At 56.0% G+C, this 11,585-nt stretch carries 11 protein-coding genes; 4 read left to right on the plus strand and 7 right to left on the minus strand.

Annotation, left to right across the window (positions count from 1 at the left end):
- The first annotated feature begins 173 nt into the window (after nt 1–173).
- From HK26_RS07715 to HK26_RS07725, 3 genes are all read left to right on the plus strand, one after another.
- Nucleotides 174–1,784, plus strand: a complete 1,611-nt coding sequence (locus HK26_RS07715) for a hypothetical protein (protein WP_086639248.1) — start codon at nt 174–176, stop codon at nt 1,782–1,784.
- Between the two features lie 128 nt (nt 1,785–1,912).
- Nucleotides 1,913–2,908: a glycosyltransferase family 2 protein gene (locus HK26_RS07720; RefSeq protein WP_086639249.1), complete on the plus strand. Its 996-nt coding sequence runs from the start codon at nt 1,913–1,915 to the stop codon at nt 2,906–2,908.
- 140 nt (nt 2,909–3,048) lie between these two features.
- On the plus strand, nt 3,049–4,344 hold the full coding sequence (locus HK26_RS07725; RefSeq protein WP_086639250.1) for a DEAD/DEAH box helicase: 1,296 nt from the start codon (nt 3,049–3,051) through the stop codon (nt 4,342–4,344).
- 63 nt (nt 4,345–4,407) lie between these two features.
- On the opposite strand, the gene HK26_RS07730 is transcribed toward HK26_RS07725, so the two are convergent.
- From HK26_RS07730 to HK26_RS07740, 3 genes are all read right to left on the minus strand, one after another.
- Nucleotides 4,408–5,124: an MgtC/SapB family protein gene (locus HK26_RS07730; RefSeq protein WP_086639251.1), complete on the minus strand. Its 717-nt coding sequence runs from the start codon at nt 5,122–5,124 to the stop codon at nt 4,408–4,410.
- 121 nt (nt 5,125–5,245) lie between these two features.
- Nucleotides 5,246–6,304, minus strand: coding sequence for a M14 family metallopeptidase (locus HK26_RS07735; protein ID WP_086639252.1), 1,059 nt, complete (start codon nt 6,302–6,304; stop codon nt 5,246–5,248).
- 151 nt (nt 6,305–6,455) lie between these two features.
- Nucleotides 6,456–7,670: a DEAD/DEAH box helicase gene (locus HK26_RS07740; RefSeq protein ID WP_086639253.1), complete on the minus strand. Its 1,215-nt coding sequence runs from the start codon at nt 7,668–7,670 to the stop codon at nt 6,456–6,458.
- A gap of 132 nt (nt 7,671–7,802) precedes the next feature.
- On the opposite strand from HK26_RS07740, the gene HK26_RS07745 reads away from it, so the two are divergent.
- A complete protein-coding gene (locus HK26_RS07745) occupies nt 7,803–8,834 on the plus strand; it encodes a mitochondrial fission ELM1 family protein (RefSeq protein ID WP_086639291.1) in 1,032 nt (343 codons plus the stop codon).
- A 24-nt stretch (nt 8,835–8,858) separates the two neighbouring features.
- Here the strand turns inward: HK26_RS07745 and HK26_RS07750 are convergent, their stop codons facing one another.
- The 4 genes from HK26_RS07750 to serB all read right to left on the minus strand — a co-directional run bounded on the left by HK26_RS07750 (nt 8,859) and on the right by serB (nt 11,542).
- Nucleotides 8,859–10,070 (minus strand): MFS transporter, encoded by a 1,212-nt coding sequence (locus HK26_RS07750; protein ID WP_086639254.1) that lies wholly within the window; start codon nt 10,068–10,070, stop codon nt 8,859–8,861.
- Between the two features lie 12 nt (nt 10,071–10,082).
- Nucleotides 10,083–10,349, minus strand: a complete 267-nt coding sequence (locus HK26_RS07755; protein WP_086639255.1) for a metal-sensing transcriptional repressor — start codon at nt 10,347–10,349, stop codon at nt 10,083–10,085.
- 67 nt (nt 10,350–10,416) lie between these two features.
- A complete protein-coding gene (locus HK26_RS07760; protein WP_025826779.1) occupies nt 10,417–10,611 on the minus strand; it encodes a hypothetical protein in 195 nt (64 codons plus the stop codon).
- Between the two features lie 43 nt (nt 10,612–10,654).
- A complete protein-coding gene (gene serB, locus HK26_RS07765; RefSeq protein WP_086639292.1) occupies nt 10,655–11,542 on the minus strand; it encodes a phosphoserine phosphatase SerB in 888 nt (295 codons plus the stop codon).
- Nucleotides 11,543–11,585 lie beyond the last annotated feature (43 nt).

Genomic DNA, 11,585 nt, shown 5'->3' on the forward strand with positions numbered 1-11,585 from the left:
CCTGCCTGATAGGCTCAGGGATTATCTTTTGGCTGGTATGCTGTTTTAAAGCATGAGCGTAATCCCGAATGCCGTGGTTCAGATCGATTTTTTGAAAAACTGTTGCAGGCTTTAAAAGATATGTCGCTCATTACCGGCAACATTTTTTGCGCAAGTATTCCAGAGTGGTTGAAATGAATAATTATTTTCTTAAAAACAATAAAAAAATAAAAAATCTGATTCTGCTTGTATCTTGGTCTCTTGTTGCGGTGTTTCTGATTTTTCATCATGCCATGTGGCGTGATGAAGTGCGTAATTTCATGCTTGCTATCGGGACAACATCAAGGATTCACCTTTTGGGGAATCCTCATCCATTTTTGATGTATAAAATAGAACAATTTTTTTATTGGATTACGGACTCTTATCGGGTTTTGCCAATTTCTTCATTTTTCATTTCATTTTTAACATTATTTATAGTTATTTTTCTTTCACCATTTAATTTCAAAATTAAAATGATGATGGCATTTGGCTATCCATTACTGTACGAATATACTGTTATGTGCAGAAATTATGGAGTGAGCGCTCTGCTTATGCTTACTCTTCCATTGGTTATGAATAACAAAAAGTATAAATATATACTGAGTGGACCAATACTATTTTTTCTGGCTAACACCAATGTTCATTCATCTCTTATTGTTCTGGCGTTCTCATGCCTTTGGCCATTAAGCGCTTGGTATCAGAATGGGAAAAAATGGACTGACGATACACGCAAAACGGTCATGAATAGCATGGTGGGTATTCTTGGTTTTTGTGTGTGTTTTGGAACAATTTATCCAACGCGCTATGATCTGGCTGCAGTGCGTCCAATAAAAATTGCATTCAATCATGATTTTTATTTTTTTCAGCACTTAACGTTCTATGATTTTAAAGATTATATTTTTTCGTATTTAGGTCATGGCCCATTATCAAAGTCTGTATATAAAATTCTAAGTATAATATCATATCTTTCTATTGCGCTTTCTACCTTAATGCTTTGGGGTGATGTTTTTTTGTTTTCCGTTGCCATTTTGGTAATGGTGGGACTCTCTGTTTTCTTTTACGTCGTATATCCGGGGGAATACAGGCATCAGGCTCTGTGGATCATGCTTGTTTTTGCATTGGCATGGATGAAAAAAAATAATGTTCAGGCAGTTCATAAAAAAACGATCAATAATATCGGGGTTGCATCTTTTTATACAATGCTCGGTATCCAGTGTCTGTTGTCTTTTCTCTTGAGTTTTCATGAGTTGATCGAACCCAATAGTAGGTCAAAAGAGTTCTATGCGTTTATGAAAATGCATGATGATATTAAAGAGTCACCAATGCTGTCGTCTCTGGATTACACATTGGAGGCAATGCCATATTACACAAAAAAACCAGTCTTTATGATGTCTTTGAATGATTTTGACTATGTTGTTCCATATCGCGGCGTCTTTAATTACAGTTTGGATGATCTGCTGACTGCCGCGCAAAAACTGGCGGCCTGCTCTGAATATCCTCCGTTAATTTTAATTGTGAATGATTCAAATAAAACAAAAGAATTCACCTCAAAAATAACCAATATAATGGATGAGGATCAGGAGGAGTCTGTGCGACATTATATGTATAACCAATGGACGTTTACAATTACATCTGAACAGAAAAAGAGATTTTTAATGAATGCTCACGAGATTGCGCGTTACCCCAATGGATATCTGGAAGATGGATTTGTCGTGTATAAACTGAACGTGCAAAATGTACCGAAGACTACATGTGAGAAAAAATGAATTTTATGAAACAGCATATACAAAACGGAGGAAATCAAATAAATATCTGCCAAAGGATTGGGCTGCGTGGGCGGTGTAAAACAGGAATATGTTGTTTTTATATCATATAATAGAGTGCAAATAGTTCCATGGGTATTTTGAATTTATTTCCATCTGATATCAAAGTCGTTGTTTTAATTCCGTGCTATAATGAGGAGGTAACTATTGCCTCTGTTGTTAACGGTTTCCGGGCGGCTCTGCCAAATGCGTCCATTTATGTTTACGATAATAACTCTACGGATCAGACAGTAAAATTGGCCCGCGCAGCAGGTGCAATTGTAAGATCGGAACCTCTTCAGGGCAAAGGTTTTGTGATCCGGAGGATGTTCTCCGATATTGATGCCGACTTCTATGTTCTGGTGGATGGGGATGCAACCTATGACCCGGGCTCTGCGCCAGAGATGCTTGGTATGGCTTACGGTCATGGGTTGGATATGGTGAACGGCGCGCGGGTAACTGACCGTGTGGAGGCTTACAGGCGCGGCCATGTTCTTGGTAACAGGGTTTTAACCGGGCTTGTCACAAGTGTATTCGGGCGCAGACTGTCAGATATGCTTTCTGGCTACCGGGTTTTTTCCCGTAGATTTGTAAAATCTTTTCCCGCACTTTCTTCGGGGTTTGAGACGGAAACAGAATTTACAGTGCATGCGCTTGAACTGGCGATGCCTATTGGTGAACTGCCTACCCGCTACGTGGAACGTCCGCCGGGTTCTGCGTCCAAACTCAATACGTATCGCGATGGTTTTCGTATTCTGGGGATGATTATTAACCTGGTTAAACAGGAACGGCCTTTGATGTTTTTTAGCATCCTATGCGTCATTATGCTGGTGTGTGGCATGGGGCTGGGTATTCCTGTCGTCTTGGATTTTTTCCACACCGGGTTAGTGCAGCGTTTGCCTACGGCATTGTTGGCAACGGGTTTGGTTATATTGGCCGCTTTGTCCATAGGGTGTGGACTTGTGCTGGATAGTGTTGCATTGGGCCGCCGGGAAGCAAAGCGTCTTGCTTATCTGGCCCTGCCTGCTCCTCCACGTATGCCCGATGAGCCGGTCATTGCAATGTCTTCTGCGGTTTCTGAGCCTTAAGATTAAGGGTCACGTTGTGTATGACAGTTCGTCGCTTCCGCGTTGACGCGGAGGCTCACCCCCCGTAAATCTCTGCTTCCCCGAACCCAGCGAAGCCCGAAACGGCGCAGCCTGATTAGCGCCGGAGGCGCTGCGTGACCATGTCCATGACTTTTGCCGACCTTGCCCTGACCCAGCCTTTGCTGGATGCTCTGGCAGAGGAGGGATATACAAACCCCACTCCCATTCAGGCCCAGTCTATTCCTTTGCTGTTGCAAGGGCGCGACCTGCTGGGCATGGCACAGACCGGCACGGGCAAAACCGCAGCTTTTGCGCTGCCACTGCTGCATCGTCTGGCGCAAACACCCCGGCCAGCCCCCAAAAATGGGGCGCGTGTGCTGGTGCTGGCCCCCACGCGCGAGCTTGTCTCCCAGATTGCAGATGGGTTTGAGAGTTTTGGTCGCCACATTAAACCGCGTGTCACCACCATTTTTGGTGGCGTTGCACAAATGCATCAGGTCAATGCGCTCAAGGACGGGGTGGATATTATTGTTGCAGCCCCCGGCCGCCTGCTGGACCTGGTGGAGCAGGGGCTGTGCGACCTGTCCCAACTGGAAGCCTTGGTGCTGGATGAGGCTGACCAGATGCTGGACATGGGTTTTGCCAAACCGATCGAGCGTATTGTAGCCACCCTGCCGCAGGAGCGGCATACGGTGCTGCTGTCTGCAACAATGCCCAAATCCATTGCCGCATTAGCCGAGAGCCTGCTGCGTGACCCTGCAAAGGTGGAGATTGCTCCCCCCTCCACCACGGTGGACCGGATTGAGCAGTCGGTCATGTTCATGGACGCGGCCAACAAAAAGGAAGCTCTTTTATCCCTGCTGCAAACGCCGGACATGGGGCAGGCGGTGGTCTTTACCTTGCAAAAGAACATTGCCAACGAAGTGTGCGCTTTTATTACTGACGCGGGCATTACGGCCGAAGCCCTGCATGGCAACAAGTCGCAGGGCCAGCGCGAGCGTGCTCTGGAGGCTTTTCGCACGGGGGCCGCGCAGGTGCTGGTGGCGACCGACATTGCCGCCCGCGGCATTGATGTGGACACGGTCACGCATGTGTTCAACCACGACCTGCCAAGCCTGCCAGAAAGCTACGTCCACCGCATTGGCCGCACGGGCCGTGCCGGGCGCAGTGGTTTTGCCATTACCCTGTGTGATGCGGAACAGCGCGCATGGCTGCACGATGTGGAACGCGAAATTGGTCGCAAGCTGGATGTGCAGGCCGACCACCCCTGGCATTCGGATGCCGCGCAGAACTCCACCATGCGTGCTCCCGTGCTGGGTGGCGGGCCAGTCAAGCAGGTCAAGCCGCCGCAGCAAAAGCGTGAGCGCAAAGTATGGACCGAGGAAGAAAAAGCAGCAGCCCGCGCTGCGGCACAGCAGGCAAAAGCGGGGAGCTGAACACCGTCTTTGCCGGATGGGCGTCAGGCGTGTCTGTTACGCCTGACGTCCGGCAGGGGGCGCCTAGTTTTCGCGCTCCGTCAGCCATGTTGCGTGGGTCACGCCCTGCTCGTCCTCCAGACGATTAACCACTTTTTCCAGTTCGTCCGTGTCCAGCACGTTGCTGCTCAGGGTCGCTGAAATTTCTATACTCCCCTGCGCATGGTCGGAAAGTTCGACTTCCGCTACGGGAAAGCGGGCCTCTTCCAGCCTGTCTACAATAAGGTCACGCAACTGGCCCGCATGGGCGTGGTCGGTGAGCACGCTGACAGAGTAAGTGGCCTCCTCCGACTGGCTGGCAACGGGAATACGGTCAATTGCCCGCACAAGTGGGCGCAGCAGGGTGTTGCCCGCGATAATAAAGAGCGTGAGCATACCGGCTTCTGCCACCATGTCGGTGCCGGAGCAGGCCCCTACGGCAGCAGAGCACCACAATGTGGCCGCCGTGTTGAGGCCGCGCACATTGGCGCCGTCCTTCATAATCACCCCGGCCCCCAGAAAACCCACGCCAGAGACAACATAGGCAATAACCCGCACCGCATCTGCGCTGCCTGCCAGATGCTGGGCCAGATCCACAAAGGCTGCGGCCCCAAGGGCGACCAGCGCATTGGTGCGCAGGCCCGCCGTACGCTGCCGGTACTGCCGCTCTGCACCAATGAGCGTGCCAAAAACAAAGGCGGACATGTAGCTGATAAACGTATCGCGAAAAGAATGTGGATCGAACGTGGTGATAAAATGCATCGGGTGGCATTCCCATTAAAATACGGTGCTGGAGCATGCGTTATGCGCTTGTCGCAGGGCAGGGTGCTCAGGGATGCTGCAGGTGTCAAGCTGTGGTGGCAGGTCTGTTTTGTGCGGCGGATTAAAGAATGCGCGCAAGCCGTACAGCGGTGTGCCCACGGCGGGGGCGCAGGTTGGGTATGACCAGCATACAATTGTCGTAAGGCGTGCGAATTTCGTCCATGCCGTCCACGGCAATAAGCGTGCCTGCATGTTGGATAACCTCGCCCCCCGTAAAGGGGCGGAGGAAGGCAAACCCCGCCGTGTGTGCCTCCACGCAGTCGGTGACCATGGCGCAGATGTTGGAGGCAGAGGTGCTGTGTTGCGAAGGTATGGTGGTGCCAGAACTGACGCAGTCTTTGGGGAGCATGCCGTTCTGGGCCAGAAAAACGCGGGCCGTGGTCTCGCTTTGCACAACAGCACTCCGGGCCCAGTGTTGCCCGGCTTCCAGCAGGCAGGCGCGCGCGGTGCCTACAGGGTCGGAAAAGCGCGTGTAATCAATCAGCCGCGTGCCTGTGGGGTGCCCCTGATCAAGCACAACCTGCAAGGGGGTGGGCTGGGCATGCGCCAAGGCATTGGCCATAAGCAGGTTCCGCTCGGCCATGCTGGTGAGCAGCAGGGTTGCGGAGGGCCACGTCATGGAGTGCAGGTCAAGCAGGACATCCACAGTGTCGATTACGGGTACAAGCTCGCGCACCCGGCGCATTTCCAGCGATGTATGCTCAGACCGAATGAGTTCAGGCATCCACAGCCTGTTCATGTCCTCCTCAATATAGCGGCATTGGGAGGGGCGGCGCAGGTCGAACGCCGCATAAGCATCCAGATTAAGAAAAATCAGGCTCAGCCGCCCATATGGGGGGCTGGGCGGGTTGGCCAGCAGGCTGACCAGAGCCTGTGCTCCAGCATACTCGTTACCATGCATGAGTGCCGTAATGGCAACATGGGGGCCGGGCTTATGGCTTTCAAAATGATGCACACCTTTTATGCCGCAGTTGCCCTGCACCCATGGTGTCAGGTCTGGCAACGGCCTCTCGGGGGCGGCATGGGGGAGTGGTGGCAGGGAAGGGGGCAGGGTCTCGGGCAGGGTGCGAAAACGGTAGGTGTTTTGGCCACTACGGAGGCGTTTGGAAGCGCAGCTCATGCTGCTTCGGGTACGCCGTAACGCACCGATGCCCCAAGAGCGCGGTAGAATGGGTGAGGGAGGAAGGAACTGCACCACATAAACCCGAGTATGGTTCGGGTTGCGCGTGGCTGCAATCCCTCCCGCGTCGGGTTAGGGGTGCTAGCGTGTTTTACGTGCGTGCCGGGCGGGGTTTGCCCTGTCGTGCGGTCTGGGCGGCTACGGGGGGGAGGGCCTGCTCCGTGCTGAGCACCCGTAGTTTAACATGGGCACCTACCTCCACCTGCCGCAAAAGTTTGCGCTCGGCCCCCGAGCACAGGGTCAGGGCGGAGCCTTTCTGCCCGGCACGGCCTGTGCGGCCAATGCGGTGCAGATAGGTTTCGGGCAGTTCGGGCACATCGTAATTGATAACCTGCGCAACCGAGGCAATATCCAGCCCGCGTGCCGCAACGTCTGTTGCAACGAGAACAAACAGGCGGCCCGAGCCAAAGCTGGCTACCGTGCTGGTGCGTTTGTCCTGCGTCAGGTCGCCATGCAGGGGGGCTACGGCCAGCCGTGCTTTTTTAAGCGTTGCAGCCAGCACATCCGCCTCGGCCTTGGTGCGGACAAAAACAATGCTGCGTGTCTTGGGGCTGCGGCCAAAAAAGGTCTTGAGGAAAGCGGTTTTCTGCTCATCTTCCAAAAACAGCACACCCTGACGGATGGCGGGGCGCTCCTCGGGTGGTTTTTCCACACTCAGTTCAACCGGCTTGTACACAAGGGCGGCCAGCATGGTTTTGCATGCTGGGGGCATGGTGGCAGAAAATGCCAGTGTCTGGCGTGGTGTGGGCAGGTAGTTGAGGATGGTCCGTGTTTCTTCCTCAAACTCATGGGTGAACAGGCGGTCGCTCTCGTCCATGACCAGTTGAAAACAGTCCGAGAGGTCGCACGTGCCAGTGCCGATAAAGTCCAGCAGACGGCCCGGCGTTGCAATGAGAATGCGCGTCATGCCGCTGGTCTGGAGCAGTTCGTTACCCTGTTCGTCGCGGTCTGCGCCACCAAACAGGCAGATTATGGGCAGGTTTGCAGGTTTGGTGCTGGCCGTTTTTTTACCGCTCTCTCCCATACATGCCCTAAAAACCTTGGCTGTTTGCAACACCAGTTCCCGCGTTGGCACCATAACCAGCAAGGTGCGGGGTTTGCGCGCCTTGAGCAGCCTGTGCAGCATAGGCAGGGCGTATGCTGCGGTTTTGCCCGTACCGGTCGGGGCAATGGCCAAAATGTCCCGCCCTTCCAGCGCGGGGGGAATGGCGGCAAGCTGGATGGGGGTTGGCTGCACCATGCCTGCCTGTTGTGCGTGGGCGCAAAGGGCAGGGGAAAGACCCGTCTCCTTGAAGCTAGCGGACATAGTGTTGCCTTTCTCGTGGTCTGTAATGCGTACAAGTGCCTTGCTTTTAAAGGCGATCAGGTTGCAAGGACAAAGCAGGCCATGCAGCGCGCATGGTTGCAAAGGCCGATGTGTAGCGGAGGAATGCGCGTTATGGCGAGCGCAATGTATGCAGGTGCGCAAACTGGTTCAGACACGGCGGAGGTTTTGCCCCTCTCCCGGCCCCATGCTTTTGTGGTGGGGGAGAACTTTGCTGGCATGCGTTCGCAGGCATTGGGGCTGGCCCACCGTGCCGGGTGGGATGGCACGTTCCAGCCCGTATGCCCCAGCCGCATGGCGCGCATGGCGCTGGCTGGCCCGCGCTGGCTCGGCCGCCCCTGCCTGCGCGGTAGCGAAGGGCAGACGCTGGAGTCCCATGCAGACCTGCTGCGTTCGGATGTGGTTATCAGTGTTGGTGGCAAGGGGGGCGCTATTGGTGCCGCTTTGCGCGCCCATTGCCGCCCCGTGGTGCAGATTCAGAACCCCCGGCAGTCCCTTGCGCGTTTTGACCTGATTATTGCCTGCCGCCATGATGATATTTCTGGCCCCAACGTGCTTTTGGGCCGCACTGCCCTGCATGGATTAACCCCCGAGGAACTGGCGCACGCCAGACAGGAATGGGAGCCACGGCTTGCCCATCTGCCCCGCCCGCTTGTGGCGGCCTTTGTGGGGGGCTCCAACGGGCGCTTCCAACTGGGGGAGGCAGAGGCCCGCAGGCTGGCCACCGTGCTGGTGCAGACCCGGCAGGACGAAGGGGGGAGCCTGATTGTTACCGCCTCGCGCCGGACGGACCCGCAGGCACTTGCCGCGCTGAAGGAAATTATAGAGCCCGCAGGCGGCTTTGTCTGGGATGGGGAGGGGGATAACCCCTACATCGGGCTGATTGCCTGCGCAGACAACCTGCTTGTGACCATAGACAGTGTTTCCATGATGTCCGAATCCGTAGCAGGGCGTGCGCCGGTCACGGTTTTTCCGCTTCCGGGCAAATCCCGCCGGATTAGCGAGTTTGTGGAGGAGCTGGAACTGGCCGGGCGTGTGCGTGTGCTGGGCGAGAGTGCGGTGCGCCTGCCTACGCCCTGGTACGTTACCCCCTTGGATGACACGGCAGAGCTTGTGGGCGAGATGCACAACAGGCTGGGTTTTTAACGCACGGTCCCAATCAACCCGCACTTACTGGCGTGCGGGCAGGGTGGTCGTATCCTCATCATGTGGGGGCCATATCAGGCAGGCCACGCCTGTTGCTACGGCGGCCAGCAAGCCCAGCCCCAGTGCCGTGGCAGGCAGGCCAAAAGCGGCCCCCATGCGCCCGGCTACAGGGTAAGCCAGCAGCCAGCAGAGATGGGAGAGCGAAAACTGGGCGGCAAACAGAGCCGGTCGGTCTTCTGGTGTGCCGGAACGGCGCAGCAGGCGGCCGGAGGGCGTGAGTGCAACAGAATAACCAACCCCCAGCACGCCCCATAAGGGGAGCAGCCAGCCGTAATTTGGCACCCATATGGCCAGACAGGCCCCCACACACAGCACGCAGGCCCCACCGAGCATGACGGTGCGGTCGGGCATGCGTTCCAGCACACGCGGTAGCCCCAGAGCGGCAAGGACCGAGCCTGCGCCAAAACAGGCCAGAGTCAGAGCCGTGGCGCTCTGGTCCAGCCCAAACAGCCCCTGCACGTAAACAACTGTATTGACCAGCACAATGGAGGCTACGGCAGCCACGGCCATATCAATAGCCAGCAGGCCGCGCAGGCGGGGCGTGGCAAGGTAGAGGCGTATGCCACGGGTTGTCCGCGCCAGCACGCCATGCTGCGGGGGTGTATGGGGGGATGGTAGGGGCACAGACAGCACAAGTGCTGCCGAGCACAAAAACCCTAAAGCCGTGCCGACAAAAAGTGCGTGAAAAGACACAACCCCCAGCAGGGCCGCCGCCAGCAGCGGGCTGAGCACACTCTCCATGTCATAAGCAATGCGGGAGAGGGAAAGCGCATCCGTATACTCACGCTCATCGGGCAGAATATCGGGGATGGTGGCCTGAAAAGTCGGGGTGAACGCGGCAGAGGCGGACTGCAAGACAAAAATCAGCACATAAATCTGCCACTGCGTGTTCACAAAAGGCAGGCAGGCGGCCACAAGGCCGCGCACAAGGTCAAGCATGACCAGCAGGGCGCGCCGGGGCAGATGGTTTGCAAAGGCTGCGGCAAGGGGGGCAACGCCCACATAGGCCAGCATTTTTATGGCCAGCGCCGTACCCAGCACCACCCCGGCATTCTGCCCCGCAATACGGAAGGCCAGCAGCCCAAGGGCTACAGTGGCAAGGCCAGTGCCGGTCAGGGCGACAAGCTGCGCGCCAAACAGGTGCCGGTATGTGCGGTGGCGCAGAACATGCAGCATGTGCCTTTGCCCCTACAGATATTTTGTAAGGGAGGAGAACGCCTGCAATGCGTCCTCGCGGCTCATCTCACCTGCGGCTATGGCATCGATAATGCAGTGCTCAAGGTGGTCCTGCACCAGCATGCGCTTGGATTTGCGGATTGTGCTTTCCACCGCTTCAAGCTGCTGTGCGAGGGTGGAGCAGCTCCGGCCCTCGTCCATCATGGCGATCACTTTGGCAAGGTGACCATGAGCCTGCTGGAGTTGCCTGCGGATTTGGGGGTGCGTTGCGTGGGACATGCCCCATCCCTACCCTGGGGGGGAGGGGGTGGCAATGTGTAAGACCTGAGTGCAGTGTAATGCCAGCCTAGATCCAGATACTGCCAAGCAGCAGAATGGTGCCAACAATCAGTGCGGCCATGCGCCGCATGACATGCTCTGGCGTGTCCTGCGGCAGGGCCAGATAGAAGTCCAGACAATACAGCATCAGCCCCGCACCCAGCACAATGCAGAGAACCCGCACTATGGGGTAGGTCGAGATATCCCTTGGGTCAAACTGCATGGTGCTTATCTCTCCTTCCGGCGGTCAGCTCTGGCGTTGCGGGTTATGCGCTGACAAAGGCGGATGCAGGATAGCCCTGCATGAACAGTGCTGTACGGAGCGAGGTGTGGTTGATCTGCGCCGCTATGGCCTGACGCACCACCGGCTTGGCAAAATAGGCAATGCCAAGCCCTGCCGCACCCAGCATGGGCAGGTCATTGGCGCCATCCCCTATGGCAAGGGTGGCCGTGTTGGCCAGCGCGTGGTGGCTGGTCAGCTTGTGCAGCAGGTCCAGCTTGGTTTGTGCGCCCAGAATGGGCAGGCCGGGAGCGCCGGTCAGGTGCCCGCTCTCATCGGTAAGCAGGGTGTTGGCGTGGTTTTCCTCAAACCCGCAAAGGGCCGCTACGCGGGAGGTGAAAAATGTAAACCCGCCAGAGACCAGTGCCGTGTAAGCGCCATGTGCGCGCATGGTGCGCACCAGCTCTACTGCGCCGGGGTTCAGGCGCACGTCCTGCCATGCTTTTTCCAGCAGGCTTACGGGCAGCCCCTTGAGCAGGGCCACACGCTCACGCAAGGAGGTGGCAAAATCCAGTTCGCCATTCATGGAGCGGGTGGTAATGGCGGCAACCTTGTCCCCGATTCCGGCAAGGCTTGCCAGATCATCCAGCGTTTCGTTGGCGACAATGGTGCTGTCCATGTCCGAGACCAGCAGTTTTTTGCGGCGGTCTTGTGCAGCGGTGATGACCGCATCCACGTTGCCACCCAGTGCGGTGTGCAACTGGGGCAGCATGTCCCGCGCCGTGGAAGGGCATGGAATATCCACAGCCTCCCCGGGGGAGAGGATAACGGTCTCACCATTGGCACGGACAATGTCACGCGCGAGGGAGATTGTGGCGGTATCGAGGGTTGTTGCCGCACGGGGGGCAACAAGGGTCAGAACAAGGCTCGTCATGGCACTTGGGTGTGTGGCAGGAATACGGGCATGAAGCAAGCAG

This window comes from Acetobacter okinawensis (genome assembly GCF_002153655.1).
Classification (GTDB): domain Bacteria; phylum Pseudomonadota; class Alphaproteobacteria; order Acetobacterales; family Acetobacteraceae; genus Acetobacter; species Acetobacter okinawensis_A.

What these genes read in the sequence shown, in the direction of transcription:
- HK26_RS07715 (WP_086639248.1), top strand. Translation starts at nt 174, where the DNA reads ATGAATAATTATTTTCTTAAAAACAATAAAAAAATAAAAAATCTGATT.
- HK26_RS07720 (WP_086639249.1), top strand. Translation starts at nt 1,913, where the DNA reads ATGGGTATTTTGAATTTATTTCCATCTGATATCAAAGTCGTTGTTTTA.
- HK26_RS07725 (WP_086639250.1), top strand. Translation starts at nt 3,049, where the DNA reads ATGTCCATGACTTTTGCCGACCTTGCCCTGACCCAGCCTTTGCTGGAT.
- HK26_RS07730 (WP_086639251.1), bottom strand. Translation starts at nt 5,124, where the DNA reads ATGCATTTTATCACCACGTTCGATCCACATTCTTTTCGCGATACGTTT.
- HK26_RS07735 (WP_086639252.1), bottom strand. Translation starts at nt 6,304, where the DNA reads ATGAGCTGCGCTTCCAAACGCCTCCGTAGTGGCCAAAACACCTACCGT.
- HK26_RS07740 (WP_086639253.1), bottom strand. Translation starts at nt 7,670, where the DNA reads ATGTCCGCTAGCTTCAAGGAGACGGGTCTTTCCCCTGCCCTTTGCGCC.
- HK26_RS07745 (WP_086639291.1), top strand. Translation starts at nt 7,803, where the DNA reads ATGGCGAGCGCAATGTATGCAGGTGCGCAAACTGGTTCAGACACGGCG.
- HK26_RS07750 (WP_086639254.1), bottom strand. Translation starts at nt 10,070, where the DNA reads ATGCTGCATGTTCTGCGCCACCGCACATACCGGCACCTGTTTGGCGCG.
- HK26_RS07755 (WP_086639255.1), bottom strand. Translation starts at nt 10,349, where the DNA reads ATGTCCCACGCAACGCACCCCCAAATCCGCAGGCAACTCCAGCAGGCT.
- HK26_RS07760 (WP_025826779.1), bottom strand. Translation starts at nt 10,611, where the DNA reads ATGCAGTTTGACCCAAGGGATATCTCGACCTACCCCATAGTGCGGGTT.
- serB (WP_086639292.1), bottom strand. Translation starts at nt 11,542, where the DNA reads ATGACGAGCCTTGTTCTGACCCTTGTTGCCCCCCGTGCGGCAACAACC.